Annotated in this window: 13 protein-coding genes; 8 read left to right on the forward strand and 5 right to left on the reverse strand. The window is 60.8% G+C overall.

Going from position 1 to position 13,892, the window contains the following annotated elements; all coding sequences use genetic code 11:
• Positions 1–49: 49 nt before the first annotated feature.
• From denD to FXN63_RS24970, 6 genes are all read left to right on the forward strand, one after another.
• Positions 50–1,042 carry a D-erythronate dehydrogenase gene (gene denD / locus FXN63_RS24945; RefSeq protein ID WP_148818201.1) on the forward strand — a complete coding sequence of 331 codons (993 nt, stop codon included), beginning with the start codon at positions 50–52 and terminating at the stop codon, positions 1,040–1,042.
• Between the two features lie 106 nt (positions 1,043–1,148).
• Positions 1,149–2,936: an IlvD/Edd family dehydratase gene (locus FXN63_RS24950; protein ID WP_148818202.1), complete on the forward strand. Its 1,788-nt coding sequence runs from the start codon at positions 1,149–1,151 to the stop codon at positions 2,934–2,936.
• A gap of 229 nt (positions 2,937–3,165) precedes the next feature.
• On the forward strand, positions 3,166–3,501 hold the full coding sequence (locus tag FXN63_RS24955) for a YkvA family protein (protein ID WP_148818203.1): 336 nt from the start codon (positions 3,166–3,168) through the stop codon (positions 3,499–3,501).
• Positions 3,502–3,624: 123 nt separating this feature from the next.
• The gene (locus FXN63_RS24960) at positions 3,625–4,785 is read left to right on the forward strand and encodes a YncE family protein (protein ID WP_148818204.1); all 1,161 of its coding nucleotides are present in this window, start codon (positions 3,625–3,627) and stop codon (positions 4,783–4,785) included.
• Between the two features lie 257 nt (positions 4,786–5,042).
• On the forward strand, positions 5,043–6,764 hold the full coding sequence (locus FXN63_RS24965; RefSeq protein WP_222863970.1) for a phosphoethanolamine transferase: 1,722 nt from the start codon (positions 5,043–5,045) through the stop codon (positions 6,762–6,764).
• Positions 6,752–6,994 (forward strand): hypothetical protein, encoded by a 243-nt coding sequence (locus FXN63_RS24970; protein WP_148818205.1) that lies wholly within the window; start codon positions 6,752–6,754, stop codon positions 6,992–6,994. The genes FXN63_RS24965 and FXN63_RS24970 overlap by 13 nt, the downstream gene beginning before the upstream one ends.
• Before the next feature lie 40 nt (positions 6,995–7,034).
• Here the strand turns inward: FXN63_RS24970 and FXN63_RS24975 are convergent, their stop codons facing one another.
• From FXN63_RS24975 to FXN63_RS24985, 3 genes are all read right to left on the reverse strand, one after another.
• Complete coding sequence (locus tag FXN63_RS24975; protein ID WP_148818206.1) at positions 7,035–7,427, reverse strand: diacylglycerol kinase; 393 nt, start codon at positions 7,425–7,427, stop codon at positions 7,035–7,037.
• Positions 7,428–7,496: 69 nt separating this feature from the next.
• Positions 7,497–8,738, reverse strand: a complete 1,242-nt coding sequence (locus FXN63_RS24980; protein WP_148818207.1) for a HAMP domain-containing sensor histidine kinase — start codon at positions 8,736–8,738, stop codon at positions 7,497–7,499.
• Between the two features lie 26 nt (positions 8,739–8,764).
• Positions 8,765–9,460, reverse strand: a complete 696-nt coding sequence (locus tag FXN63_RS24985) for a response regulator transcription factor (RefSeq protein WP_148818208.1) — start codon at positions 9,458–9,460, stop codon at positions 8,765–8,767.
• 347 nt (positions 9,461–9,807) lie between these two features.
• Here FXN63_RS24985 and FXN63_RS24990 point away from each other — a divergent pair, with 347 nt between their 5' ends.
• Entirely contained in the window at positions 9,808–10,659 is an 852-nt protein-coding gene (locus FXN63_RS24990) for a LysR family transcriptional regulator (RefSeq protein ID WP_148818209.1), read from the forward strand.
• 92 nt (positions 10,660–10,751) lie between these two features.
• On the opposite strand, the gene FXN63_RS24995 is transcribed toward FXN63_RS24990, so the two are convergent.
• Positions 10,752–11,333 carry a DUF4865 family protein gene (locus tag FXN63_RS24995; protein ID WP_148818210.1) on the reverse strand — a complete coding sequence of 194 codons (582 nt, stop codon included), beginning with the start codon at positions 11,331–11,333 and terminating at the stop codon, positions 10,752–10,754.
• A gap of 287 nt (positions 11,334–11,620) precedes the next feature.
• Between FXN63_RS24995 and FXN63_RS25000 the strand changes: the two genes are divergently transcribed.
• Positions 11,621–13,207, forward strand: a complete 1,587-nt coding sequence (locus FXN63_RS25000) for a Na/Pi symporter (RefSeq protein WP_148818211.1) — start codon at positions 11,621–11,623, stop codon at positions 13,205–13,207.
• 31 nt (positions 13,208–13,238) lie between these two features.
• Here the strand turns inward: FXN63_RS25000 and FXN63_RS25005 are convergent, their stop codons facing one another.
• Positions 13,239–13,772 carry a hypothetical protein gene (locus FXN63_RS25005; protein WP_148818212.1) on the reverse strand — a complete coding sequence of 178 codons (534 nt, stop codon included), beginning with the start codon at positions 13,770–13,772 and terminating at the stop codon, positions 13,239–13,241.
• Positions 13,773–13,892 lie beyond the last annotated feature (120 nt).

The following is a 13,892-nucleotide window of genomic DNA, read 5'->3' on the forward strand; positions in this document are numbered from 1 at the left end:
CCCGGGCCGCTTCTGGTTCACACCTGGCCCCTTTTCGGAGATCGACAGGATGCATATCGCCATCATTGGTGCCGCAGGCATGATCGGCCGCAAGCTCGCGGAAAGACTGGTTGCCGACGGTCGCCTGGGGCACCAGGAAATCACGCAGTTCAGCCTGCTGGACGTGATTCAGGCGCAGGCACCCGCAGGCTTCAAAGGGCCGGTCGACAGCCGCGCCGCAGACTTGTCCGACCCTGCCGCGTCAGCAGCTTTGATCGATGCGCGGCCCGATGTGATCTTCCATCTGGCCGCCATCGTGTCAGGCGAAGCCGAGGCCGATTTCGACAAGGGATACCGCGTCAATCTGGATGGCACGCGATATCTGTTCGATGCAATTCGCCTGGCCAGCACCGATGGCTACAAACCGCGCGTGGTCTTCACCTCGTCAATTGCCACCTTCGGTGCTCCGCTGCCCGACCGTATCCCCGACGATTTCCACACTACGCCCTTGACCAGCTACGGCACGCAGAAAGCCATCTGCGAACTGCTCTTGTCCGACTATTCGCGACGCGGCTTCTTCGAAGGTCTGGCAATTCGCCTGCCCACGGTCTGCATTCGCCCGGGCAAGCCCAATCTGGCTGCGTCGGGCTTCTTTTCCAGCATCGTGCGCGAACCGTTGATTGGCCAGGATGCCGTGCTGCCGGTGACCGATGGCGTGCGCCACTGGCATGTGTCGCCGCGCTCGGCAGTGGGCTTCCTGATTCACGGAGCCACCATCGATCTGGCGCAAGTCGGCCCGCGTCGCGCCTTGTCGATGCCCGGCGTCAGCGTCACAGTGGGTGAGCAGATCGAAGCCCTTCGCCGCGTGGCGGGAGACAAAGCCGTGGCCTTGATCAAGCGTGTACCGAATGAAGACATTCAGCGCATGGTGAACAACTGGGCACCGGGCTTCAACGCCGAACGAGCCACTGCACTGGGCTTCACGGCAGAACAGACATTCGACGAGATCATTCGCGTACATATCGAAGATGAATTAGGTGGCAGTCTTCCCGTAGCCAGCTGATATCAATTCATCTGCATATCCAAACACCCTGCATTTCAGAAGCCGTTCGCCAGTACCGGTCGGGACCACCCCTGATGCCTGACCCGACATTGCCAAGGACATTTGCATGAGCACGCCGACTATCCCGAAAAACCGCCTGCGTTCGCTGGACTGGTTTGCCAACCCCGACCACATCGACATGACCGCGCTTTACCTTGAGCGCTTCATGAACTACGGCATCACGCCGGAAGAATTGCGCTCGGGCAAACCCATCATCGGCATTGCGCAAAGCGGCAGTGACCTGACGCCTTGCAACCGTATCCATGTGGAACTGGTCAAGCGGGTGCGCGACGGCATTCGGGACGCGGGCGGCATTCCCATTGAATTCCCCACCCACCCGATCTTCGAGAACTGCAAGCGCCCCACCGCCGCGCTGGACCGCAACCTGGCCTACCTGGGCCTGGTCGAAATTTTGTACGGCTACCCGCTGGACGGCGTGGTGCTGACCACCGGCTGTGACAAGACCACGCCATCGGCGCTGATGGCCGCATCCACCGTGAATATCCCGGCGATTGTGCTGTCGGGCGGACCGATGCTGGATGGCTGGCACGAAGGGGACTTGGTCGGGTCCGGCACCGTCATCTGGCGCTCGCGCCGCAAGCTGGCCGCAGGTGCCATCACGGAAGAAGAGTTCCTGCAAACCGCGCTCGACTCTGCCCCGTCTGCCGGCCACTGCAACACCATGGGCACCGCGTCCACCATGAACGCCATGGCCGAGGCCCTCGGCATGTCGCTGACAGGCTGTGCGGCCATTCCCGCGCCCTACCGCGAGCGCGGGCAGATGGCCTACCGCACCGGCCGCCGCGCCGTGGAACTGGTGCTGGAAGACATCAAGCCGTCAGACATCCTGACGCGTGCCGCTTTCCTGAATGCGATTCGCGTGAACACCGCCATTGGCGGCTCGACCAACGCACAGCCGCACCTGGCCGCGATGGCACGCCACGCGGGCGTCACACTGGAACCGGAAGACTGGCAGACCTACGGCTACGACCTGCCCTTGCTGGCCAACGTGCAGCCCGCCGGCAAGTGGCTGGGCGAACGCTTCCACCGTGCGGGCGGCGTGCCTGCTGTGATGTGGGAATTGCTGCAGGCAGGCGTGCTCGACGGCAGCTGCCCCACCGTCACCGGCAAGACGATTGCCGAGAACCTGGTGGGTGAAGAATCAGACGACCGTGAAGTCATCAAACCGTTTGCCGAACCGCTGAAGGAAACCGCAGGTTTCCTGGTACTGCGCGGCAACCTGTTCGACTTTGCGATCATGAAAACCAGCGTGATCTCACCGGGATTCCGCGAACGTTATCTGTGCGTGCCGGGCCACGAAGGGGTATTCACTGGCAAGGCGGTGGTGTTCGATGGTTCAGAGGATTACCACAAGCGCATCAACGACCCGGCGCTCGACATCGACGAAGAAACCATCCTGGTGATCCGGGGTGCTGGTCCCATCGGCTGGCCAGGCTCGGCCGAGGTCGTCAACATGCAACCGCCAGACCACTTGCTCAAACGCGGCATCATGAGCCTGCCCACGATTGGCGACGGCCGCCAATCCGGCACAGCCGACAGCCCGTCGATCCTGAACGCATCGCCCGAAAGCGCGGCAGGCGGCGGCCTGAGCTGGCTGCGTACGGGTGACAAGATCCGCATCGACTTCAACCACGGGCACTGCAATGCGCTGGTGAGCGACGAAGAGATCGCACGTCGCAAGCAAGACGGCATTCCGGCTGTGCCGCCCGATGCGACCCCGTGGCAGCAGATCTATCGCCGCACAGTGACGCAACTGGTGGATGGTGCCGTGATTGAAGACGCAGTGGCGTTCCGTGGTCTGGCGCAGAAGGGGCATCCGCGCCATAACCACTAATCGCAGGTACTGATCGCAGGCGCTGATTACGGGCGCTGACTGCCAACCGCGCAGCCCGCCGCCGAGCCTTTACAGGCAAGGTGGCAGGCTGCCGTAAAGCCCCGGTTCTCGGAGCTCTGGATCGCAGTTGATTTGCTGTGGTTTGGTCAGCTTGCGCGTTGGAAGACGGCGTGGTGACTGGGCACGGCGTGTGGTGATGCATACTGGACCGACTCACACTGGAGCACACATGCCAACTGCCACCGAAAAGGACTTCTCCGAGCAAGGCTTCTGGGACAAGCTCAAACACTTCGCCGTCAAAGCGGGCAGCGAAGTCGTAGAAAAAGCCTTGTGTCTGTACTACGCCGCCCAGCAGCCATCCACGCCCGCCTGGGCCAAGACCGTGATCTACGGCGCACTCGCGTATTTCATCCTGCCCTTCGACGCGATTCCCGACTTCATTCCCGTTGCCGGTTACACCGACGATCTGGGTGCCCTGGCCACCGCCATCGTGACGGTATCGATGTACGTGACCGAAGACGTGAAGGAACAGGCGCGGGTGAAAAAGCAGCAGTGGTTCGGCTAAGGAATTACAAAACAGCGGGGGCAAGGCCTTGAATTTGCGGCTTGATCCACGCCGTCAATTCGCGTTTGCCGAAATGCGAACTATTTGCAACAATCGCCGAATACCTCAACCAGGCGACGCGCAATGATCCGCAACCGACTCCTTCGTCTTACCCTTTCTGCGACGGTGCTTGCCGTTGCGCTGGCCGCCTGCAAACAAGTCCCGACGCGCCCGGATGAACCGGCGGTCACGGCACCGGCCAAACCCGCGCAGTTGTTGCGCCAATCGCCCGCCCCAGCCTTGTACGAACTGGCTTACAGCCCTCGCCAGAACGCCTTGTTCGTGACCTCGGCAGGCGGATTCGGCCCCGATGCACCGTCGCCCAAGCTGCTGCGCCTGGACCCGAAGACATTGGCCGTGCAGCAAGAAATTGCGCTGCCCTTCAAGGGCTTCGGCATTGCGCTGGATGATGCAGCCGGCCGCCTGTACGTCGGCAATTCGGTCGATGCCTCGATCACGGCGGTGGATATTGCCACCAACACGGTGATCGGCACGCTGCCGCTGCTGAAAGAAAGAATCGTCAACAAGGATGGGCGCACGGTGTTTGCGCACCACTTGCGTCAGCTGGTGGTCGATACCGCCAATAACCGCCTGTACGCACCCGGCCTGTCGGTCGATGTGGAAAGCGTGTTGTTCGTGGTCGACACGCGCAACTTCGTGCTGGAAAAGACCATTGGCAACCTGGGTGGCGCAGCCACTGGCATTGCCTTGGACAGCGCACGCAATCGCATCTTCGTGACCAACCTGGCAGGCCAGCTGTACACGATCGACAGCAAGTCGCTGACCGTCACCAAGAGCGTGGACAGCGGCGCAGACCAGCCACTGAATCTTGCCTACGATCGCGCCAGCAATCGCCTGCTGGTGGTCGACCAAGGCCAGGAATCGATTCGCGACTACCAGCGCCGCATGATCCCGAACTTCAAGTCGCGCAATCCCGGCAACCGCGTGATGGTGCTCGATGCGGACACCAACAAGGAGATCAAGAGCGTGCCGACCGGCGACGGTCCGATCACCCTGGAACTGGATGATGCGCGCAAGCGTTTCTATGTGACCAACCGCGTGGCGGGCACGGTAACGGTGTTCGACAGCAAGACCTATGAATTGCTCAACACCCTTGCGCTGCCGACCCACCCGAACAGCCTGGAACTGGACGCACCGAACAATGTGTTGTTCGTGTCGGTGAAGAACGACCCCAAGAGCGCGGAAAAGACTGCCAATGAAAGCGTGGTGCGTCTGGGGTTCTGAGCCCGAATTTTCTGACTGCGTAAGCCAGATGGGATTCCCTGTCTGGCGGTCAATGCCACTCACGTAGCGCACGGGTTGACGCAAGCAACACCTGCGTACACCCCCCCCGCACGACTGCACCCCAAGGCTCGAACACCGGTTCAAGCCTTGGGGTGTTTTTCATCGCGAGCATGACGACAGGCAAACGCCCCGCCTAACAAACTCCTGACAGACGCTTTTTGATACTGCGCGCACTTTTCGCTCATTGGGAATTGCGCGTGCTTCAACGTCTGACATCCATGCGGCTCAACCCGGTACAACTGACCTGGGTAGCGGCGCTGTTCTTCACCACGATTGGCAATCTGGTGCTGTGGCAAACCTTGTGGTCCAGGGTAGAGATCAGCAACCTGCGCAGCTTGCTGTTCTTCATCAGCCTGCCTGTCTTCTTTTTCTGCCTGCTCAACCTGTTCCTGACGCCGGTAATGGCCTTGCCATACGTGCGCAAGCCGCTGCTGGCACTGCTGGTCGTCATCAGTGCCAGTTGCAGTTATTTCATGCTGCACTACAAGGTGCTGATCGACCGCAGCATGGTGCAGAATTTCTTCGAGACCAATCAGGCCGAGTTCACCTCGTACTTCTCTGCCCCCTTGCTGCTTACCGCGCTGGCGCTGGGCATATTGCCAGCCGCCGCGATGGTGATTCCGCGCAGCAAACAGATCGGGCGCGTCACGCAGACCGCGATCTGGTGGCTGGGTAACGTGCTGGTGACCGTGGCGGTGCTGCTGGTCGTGACCATGGCGTTCTACAAGGACTACGCGTCGCTGCTGCGCAACCATCGGGAAATCAAGGATCAAGTGCTGCCCTTGAACTTCGTGCGCAATACCAATGGCTACTTGAAACGCAAGTACAGCGCAAAATCGCAGCCGCTGCGAACCGTGGCTGCAGATGCCACGCGCGCAGTGCCTGCTGCCGGCGAACGGCCCAAGCTTGTGATTGTCGTGGTGGGAGAAACCGCGCGGGCGCAAAACTTCCAGCTCAATGGTTATCCGCGCGCGACCAACCCATCACTGTCGCAGCGCGCAGACGTCATCAGCTTCAAACACGTATCGTCCTGCGGAACGGCCACCGCGATTTCTGTGCCCTGCATGTTCTCGCGCATGACACGCTCGGACTACGATGAAGTGCGTGCTGCGACGGAAGAAAATCTGCTCGACCTCCTGCAGCGCACCGGCATGCATGTGCTCTGGCGCAACAATAACAATGGCGGTTGCAAGGGGGTTTGCAAGCGTGTGCCGACCGATGACATGCCGGCACTGAAAATCGCCGAGCAATGCGTCAACAAGGACGGCACGTGTTATGACGATGTGCTGCTGCATGAACTCAGCGCCCGGATCGACGCCATGCATGGCGATGCGTTGATTGTGCTGCACCAGTTGGGCAGTCACGGCCCCACCTACTTCGAACGTTATCCGTCAGCGACCAAGGTCTTCAGTCCTACCTGCGACAGCAACCAGATTCAGAAGTGCAGCAACGAGGCGCTGACCAACACCTACGACAACACGCTGGTCTACACAGATCGGATGCTTGGCAAGACCATCGACTTGCTGCAAGGCTATTCAACACAGCGCGACGTGGCCATGATCTACGTATCCGATCACGGCGAGTCGCTGGGCGAGCGCGGCATGTACCTGCACGGCACGCCTTACCTCATTGCGCCCGACGAGCAGACACACGTGCCGATGGTGATGTGGTTCTCGCCCGAATTTGCGAAGCGTGCTCATCTCAATCTCAATTGCGTACGCACCAACGCGAACAACCAGCGCTACAGCCACGACCATTTCTATCATTCGATGCTGGGGCTGTTCGATGTTCGAAGCAGCGTGTATCAACCCGAGCTGAACTTGTTTGCCGCATGTCGTGAGCCGCAGCGAGTTTCTTCGCCCGGCGCAGCCTTGTCATGGATCACCAACACCAATCGGAGAAAAGCATGGCAACCGTGACGGTCGAAAAGTTCGTCGGCGGCAAACAAGAAACGCAGTTCTGCTTTCCCGCTGTTTTTCTTGGCATGGCAAGGGTCATGCTGCCTCGCGCTGCACTCACCGCCTTGGCAGAAAAAGGCATGGACGTGGCGGGCATGCTGTCGGCGATGAGGTCGGGCAGGCAATACACGACATCCGTGAACCTTGTCGAAAAAGGAGTCAGCAAAACGGTTGTCGTGTCGGTCGTCTAACGGGAATGTGTTCTGACGTCGGGGCGGCAGAGCGACCGCCCTATCCCAGCAGTATCACCGCCCACACCGCGCCCACCATCAGCAGCGCCACGGTCTGCGCGGCGCTGCCCATATTTTTGGCGTTCTTTGACAAGGGATGCAGTTCAAGCGAAATGCGATCGACCACGGCTTCGATGGCGGAATTAAGCAATTCGACCAACAGGCTGATGAAGCAGACCGCCAGCAGCAGCGCACGCTCGGCCACGCTGACCTCAAGCAGCAAGGCGACCGGAATCAGCACGCCATGCAAGGCCAGCAATTGGCGAAATGCAGCTTCGCCACGCACGGCAGCAATAAAGCCGTCACGCGAGTAAATCGAGGTATGAAAGAGCCGGGTCAGCCCGGTTTTGCCATGTTGATACTTGCCGCTTTCAGCGGGGCCCGACGATTGCATTGCTTGCTCCTGAAGCATTCAAACTTCGCGGAGTATGGGAAGACAGGTGTCAAGAAGTTGTCAGGCGTCCTAAGTGTTCAGACCCGGCGCACGCATTTCCAATGTGAAGCGACAACCATCGGCCGAGCTTTCCACCGCCATATGCCAGCGCAGATGCTCCACGATGCGTTGCACGATCGACAGGCCAAGCCCTTCGCCGTTCTGTTGTGAGCCGGAGAAAAACCGCTGAAACTGCTGTGGGTCAATGCTGGATGGCAGGCCCGGGCCTGAATCGGAAATGACCAAGGTCGTGCCCTGTACGGTTACGCGTACTTCACCCTCGTCCGTGTATTGGCAGGCATTGCGAAGCAGGTTCCAGATCACGCTGTAGGCCAGTTCTGCATGGGTGTGAACGTGGATATTTTCGGGGGCATCCAGCACGATTGCCACCGGCTTTTTCGCCAGCCAGGGCTGGCAGCGGATCATGCATTCCTCGATCAATGGGCGCAGCGCCACCATCGTCCGCGCAAGGCTTTGCGGATCGCGCGACAGCAGCAACAGGCAGCTCAGCTGGCGTTGCATCTCTTGCGTCGTGCGCACGATGCGCGCTGCGCTTGAGGTCAGGTGACTGTCGGCAGGCAGCTGGTGCACGATGGTTTCTGCCGCACCGGCAATGATGGCCAAGGGCGTGCGCAGTTCGTGGCTGGCATCGCCCACAAAACACCGCTCACGTTGCAGGAACTGTTCGGCCTCGTCGCTGTGCTGGGCAAATGCGCGCGCCAGCACACCGATTTCGTCGGGCGCATCCTGGAAGGGAAAAGGCTTTTTCTTGCGCTGCACAGCATCGGCCAGACGGGTGATGGGGGCCGTGACACGCGCCGAGGTCAGTCGCCCGATCCAGAACGCGCAAAGAACGCACAGCACGATGACCAGCAGCGCATAGCCATGAATCAGGTATTCCAGATAATCGTAGGTATCGACATCCTGAAGCAGGTAGTAGCGCTGACCATCGCGTTCAAACACCAGCAGGTGCCAGCCCTCGGGCTTGTCTGCGCGGTGGTAACCCGGCGCGTACTTGCGCAGGGCATCGGGCACGGTCTGCGCGTCATGAAGCCGGGTGCCTTCAGGCATCACGGGAACGATGCCTTGCGCGATAGCTGCCTCCAGCCTGCGCATCTCTTTGCGCAGACTTTCCGAGATCACATAGGTGCGCAAGTCATCGTAATCAAGCTGCTCTGCCGCAAGCACAAAGCCCATGACGGCCACCATGAGCAGCACAAATGAAATCGTGATGCGCGTCTTGAGCGTCATCTGAAGGTAAAAGGATTTCATGATGGCAAGCGTGTTCTTGGGGTGACTTATTGCGGCGCAGTCTTGCCGGGCTGGCAAAGACGCCACCCTATTCCGTGCACCGTTTCTATCAGCGCAGATGTGAAGTCTTTGTCAGTGTGCTGACGCAACTCATGAATGTGTGTGCGCAAGGCACCGCCTTCCGGTGGATCGTCGCCCCAGAGCAGGTATTCCATCTCTTGCTTCCTGACGACGGCAGGCGCGGCGCGCATCAGGCACAGCAGCAATTTATGTGTGCTGGGTGTCAGGTTGATCGTCTGCCCTTGCCGCCATGCCTGCGGGACGCGGGTGTCCACCTTCAGATCTTCCCAGGTCAGCGTGCCTTGCACCTGCCGGCCTTGGGCACGGCGCACCAGCGCCTTGATGCGTGCGTCCAGCTCTATGAGGGAAAACGGCTTGACCAGATAATCGTCTGCCCCCAGCTCGAAACCCTGCACACGGTCTTCCACCGGGTCGCGCGCGGTCAGCATCAACACAGGCACAGGATTCTGAAATTCCTGGCGAAGTTTGCGACACAGCGTCATGCCATCGAGCCGGGGCAACATCAGGTCCAGCAAGATGGCGTCGTAATCGTTCTCGGTCGCCATGCGCAGGCCGGTGGCACCATTGCGTGCATCGTCCAGCACATAGCCCAAGGGCTCGAAGAATCCGTACAGGTTGGCCACCAATTCGGGGTTGTCTTCGATGATCAACAGGCGGGTCATAGGTGCTCGAGATGTGGCGGGCCGATAAAGAACCCACGATCAACGCGGGCGACGTTCATGCAAACTGGTTCGACGACACCACGTAAGCGTGTGGTGATGATGCGGGGGATCTAAAGCGCCCTGTGCACCATGTTCCGCCAGCTTGCACAGGGCCATTCAACAGCAGTCGCGCATCTTCTCGACCCCCGACAGTGTAAAAGCCAAACGCGCACCAAGCCTTGTCTTGAACCAATCCATGGACATCAGATGCCGGGTGTGCAGGGCGGGATATCGATCTTGCTTTAAGCTTTTCACCCTCCCTGTCGCGGCGGCTGCGTTCGGCCACCACTTTTCGTTGTGACTGATTCATGAAACCCCTGGACGTCGAGGCCGTACAAGCCTTCCTGATGGTTGCTGAACTGAAGAGCTTCACGCGTGCTGCGGAACTGATGGACAGCACACAATCTGCCATCAGCCTGAAGATCAAAAGACTGGAAGAGGGTGTGGGGCGTCGCCTGCTGGAACGCACGCCGCGACTGGTGCGGCTGTCGGCAGCGGGCACGGCGTTTCTGGAACCTGCGCGGCAATTCGTGGCGGCGCACGAAGGGGCCGTGGCATCGTTCGGGGACAAGCCTCGGCGGCTGGTCGTGGGCATCAGCCATCACGTGGTCGGCTCGGAACTGCCAGGCATGTTGCGCCAGCTTGGGCGCAGTGCATCAGGCCTGCAGATCGACATGCGCGTGGCCTCGTCGGCGGATCTGCTGGATGCCTTCGATCGTGGCCTGCTTGATGTGGCGATTGTGCTGCGGCATGACAATCGCCGGCTGGATGGCGAGGTGATTCTGGAAGAAACCTTCGGGTGGATGGCCGCCCCCGATTTCGACTGGCAGCGCAACGCGCCGCTGCGGCTGGCGGCTCAGGCTGCGCCTTGCAGCGTGCGGCAGATGGCGGTCGATGCGCTGGGCGAGGCCGGTATCGCCTGGACGGAGGTGTTTGTGGGCGGTGGACTGATGACCGTCGGGGCGGCGGCATCGGCAGGCTTGGCAGTGGCGGCGCTGGGGCAGCGGGTGGCCCCGCGCGATACGGTCGATGTCGGCACACGCCTGGGCTTGCCGCCTTTGCCTTCGCGTGATGTGGTGCTGTATGCCACCGCGACCGACGCGCAGGCGCGCAGTGCCTTGCGTGCGCTGCGCGCTGCGTTACGGGCGACGGCAGCGTAGTTCTGGGTGTATGGTTTCGGGCGCGTGGTCGGCGGCAGGCACCATGAGCAAGCCCGTGGTGCCTGCCGATCAAGCAGCAGGTAAACAGCAGATCAAACCGATGGCAAGGCAGCGATTCCCGGCCCTGCCAGATACCAGACCTGATAGATCTCACCGGGCTGCGCAAGGTCGGGCTCTGCCGAAGACAGCGTGAACCACACCAACTGCCACGATGCCGAGTCCAGCACCACCCAGGCGGCCACGGTGTCCGCGCGTTTGGCGGTTGCGCGATTGCGCGCCGCTGCGGCAGCGACTGCTTCCGCAATATCTGCGTTCGACGCCAGCGCCACGGTGTCGCGATACAGCGTCTTTGCCGTGCCAGCAGCGGCGGCAGGTCCGGCCAGCGCATCCAAAGGCAGCCAGGTCGGCACCTGCGGACGACCGAAGCTGTCGGTCACAATGCGGAATTTTTCGGTGGTCAGCAAGCGCATGGCCGACGCCGCGTCTTGCCACAGGTAGACCGAGCCATACAGATTTGCGTGCGAACCGCCCTGCCCGCGCGTCCGCGCCACAAAGGCTTTCAGCACCAGTCCGGGCGTGGCGTCCCAGAGCGGTCCGCGTGTGGCGGCCCGGTCACGGATCACCTGCATGTCGTAATCGGCTGGCAGACGGTGTTCGTATTGCATCGCAAACATGTTGCATTCCCTGGGGGGTGGTTGATGCAGAAAGTGTGCGCGTCTGCACTGCGCCGGGACAGCCTGCCAGCCATATAGCTGTGATGGGTTTCTGTCATTACTGAGGGATGGAAGCCGGTCTTGGCCATCGGCCCTGATACCCGTGCAGGCGTGATCCGGAGACCGAAGCAGGCAAGTCTGCCATAGCACGACAGCACCACATGAACCGTCACATTACTGACATGAAGCACGACTAGACTCGCGTGCTTCCCCCAGGCGGCTCCGGCCGCGCAGCCGTTTCCCACCCGATGCTCACACTTGCAGAACTCCTGGCGGGACTTGGCCTGCTTTTCGTTGGTCTGCGCCTGGTCGGGCTGCATCTGCAACAGGCTACCGGTCGCGGCATTCGTCGCGTCTTGCAAACTGCCACCCGATCTCCCGCACTGGGCATGCTGTCGGGTGCGGCAGCGGGCGTGGCCACCCAGTCCAGCAACGCCATTACCTTGATCGCCGGCAATCTGGTGCGTGGTGGCACGCTTACCGTGCGCGATGCTATCCCGGTGGTCGGCGGTGCCAACGTGGGCACGGCCGCGCTGGTGTTCCTGGCGGCCATCGATTTCCACATGGCCGTGCTGTATGTCGTGGCGCTGGTCGGGCTGGCATATCAACTGAAACTAGATACGCATCCGCGCCGACGCGATTGGGCGGGCGTGGCACTGGGCCTGGCGCTGCTGTTTCTGGGGCTGGATTTCATCAAGGCCGCCCCCGGGCACTTGCCGCCAGGACAGCTCACCGCATTGATTGGCGGCGGCCTGTCGCCCGCCCTGGCCTTTGTGGCGGGCGTGGGCATGGCAACGCTGACCCAGTCGGCGTCTACTGCCACCATTCTTGCCGTGGCGGCGGTGCAGTCCAGGGTGGTTGGCCTGGACGACGGCGTCTGGCTGGTGCTGGGTGCCAACGTGGGCAGCGGCGTTGCCGTGATGCTGGCCGGCAGCGGGCTGACGGGCAGTGGACGCCAGCTGTGTCTGGTGCAGGTCATCGTCAAGCTGGCGGGCAGCGGATTGATCGCGGCTACCTGGCTGATCGCAGAGGCCGTATCGCCCGTGGCACCTGCCACCTGGGCGCTGAACATGGCTGGCGGTCGGCTATCGCCGACTCTATCCATTCTGTTCCTGGCACTGCAACTGAGCGGCGGTTTGTTTGCCACCTTGCTGCGCACTCCCATCGAACGCTGGGTGCGCGCACTCAGCCCACCGTCGACGGAAGAACGCGCATCGCGCCCGCGCTTCATCTACGACCGGGCGGTGGGAGATCCGTCGAATGCGTTGTTGCTGGCGCAGCGAGAATGCGAGCGCCTGATGAGCCTGATCCCGGGCTTGCTGCCCGACCTGGATCAGCCTGACGAAGACCGGCAGTTACGGGTCAAGCAAACGCTGGGGCACGCCGCGATTGCGCTGGAAACCGAGAGCTTCATGGTCGAGCTGATCGACCGGCATCTGCACCGGCAAGACCTGGACACTGCCTTGCAGGTACAGGCAACGCTTGCGCTGCTGCGTTCCTTGCAGCAAGCGCTGACGGACTTTGCAGCGGTGGTGGACAGTTTTTCTCCACCTCCACCGCTGGTGTTCCGTCTGTCGGAATCTCTGCGAACCTTGAGCATGCTGCTGGCCGATGCCAGCCAGCCCTACGCCGATGTTGACGATGCCCGCACGCTGGTTGAGCTGACGTCCGATCGTGGTGATCTGCTCAATCGCATTCGACAGGATTTGGCCGCGTCACGCGAAGAAGGCGAACACATTCGCCGCTTGCTGCTGGCCGCCAGCCTGTTCGAGCGGTCGGTCTGGCTGTTGGGCAGACTGGCGGGATCGCTGATTGTGCGACCTTCCGAGCGTTGATTAACGGAATGCCGCACGCGACAGCAAATACTCAAGACTGCGGTTGAACCACTGCGGTCTTTTCCTTCACATCGAAGCCGAAAATATCACCGATCAGTGGAACAACACCGATACGTGACGCGTAGAGAATCAACACGAAAAGCGCGGTGACGGCGATCGCCAACATATTCGCCACAAGGTTTTCAACAACGGCTTTAGAGAAAGATTTGGATTCTTTCAACTGCCGGACCAGCTCCCTGTTCATCTCGTCCTGAAGCTGTCTGAGCGTGACGTCCAGCACAGCTTCGGAAAAACGTTCCAACAATTGCTCGGCCTCAGTCCGATATGACTCCACTCGGGTGGGCAAGTTTGCCGAGTGAATGAACACGTCCACCTCGGAGGCAGAAGCTGGCCGTTGATGTAAGGCGACGATGGAATCGCAGAATTTAAGCTTGTCTCGCTTGTAAAGCGCATAGGCGACGTGACCAATCATGTCCTCATCGGCATTGACCAATGAGGCATAGGTGGTGTGAGTGTTTAGAGCAAGCGGAGCGGGTTGAGGGCCAGACGTCGTCTGACTACTCATCTTTTCTTATCCAGGGAGCCAGCTCGCATAGCAAATGCACCAGCTGCCGCCACATCACCGCGTACCGGCGAAATGGTTCGACTGGCTATGGTGACAACCTGACCAGTGGACGGTGCGCGA

It is taken from the genome of Pigmentiphaga aceris (assembly GCF_008119665.1).
In the GTDB taxonomy this organism is placed as follows: Bacteria; Pseudomonadota; Gammaproteobacteria; order Burkholderiales; family Burkholderiaceae_B; genus Pigmentiphaga; species Pigmentiphaga aceris.

Bases quoted from the DNA above. Each gene is read 5' to 3' on its own strand.
- FXN63_RS24985 (WP_148818208.1), bottom strand. From the start codon at position 9,460: ATGACCCGCCTGTTGATCATCGAAGACAACCCCGAATTGGTGGCCAAC.
- FXN63_RS24975 (WP_148818206.1), bottom strand. From the start codon at position 7,427: ATGCAATCGTCGGGCCCCGCTGAAAGCGGCAAGTATCAACATGGCAAA.
- denD (WP_148818201.1), top strand. From the start codon at position 50: ATGCATATCGCCATCATTGGTGCCGCAGGCATGATCGGCCGCAAGCTC.
- FXN63_RS24970 (WP_148818205.1), top strand. From the start codon at position 6,752: ATGGCAACCGTGACGGTCGAAAAGTTCGTCGGCGGCAAACAAGAAACG.
- FXN63_RS25000 (WP_148818211.1), top strand. From the start codon at position 11,621: ATGCTCACACTTGCAGAACTCCTGGCGGGACTTGGCCTGCTTTTCGTT.
- FXN63_RS24990 (WP_148818209.1), top strand. From the start codon at position 9,808: ATGAAACCCCTGGACGTCGAGGCCGTACAAGCCTTCCTGATGGTTGCT.
- FXN63_RS24980 (WP_148818207.1), bottom strand. From the start codon at position 8,738: ATGAAATCCTTTTACCTTCAGATGACGCTCAAGACGCGCATCACGATT.
- FXN63_RS24995 (WP_148818210.1), bottom strand. From the start codon at position 11,333: ATGTTTGCGATGCAATACGAACACCGTCTGCCAGCCGATTACGACATG.
- FXN63_RS24950 (WP_148818202.1), top strand. From the start codon at position 1,149: ATGAGCACGCCGACTATCCCGAAAAACCGCCTGCGTTCGCTGGACTGG.
- FXN63_RS25005 (WP_148818212.1), bottom strand. From the start codon at position 13,772: ATGAGTAGTCAGACGACGTCTGGCCCTCAACCCGCTCCGCTTGCTCTA.
- FXN63_RS24960 (WP_148818204.1), top strand. From the start codon at position 3,625: ATGATCCGCAACCGACTCCTTCGTCTTACCCTTTCTGCGACGGTGCTT.
- FXN63_RS24955 (WP_148818203.1), top strand. From the start codon at position 3,166: ATGCCAACTGCCACCGAAAAGGACTTCTCCGAGCAAGGCTTCTGGGAC.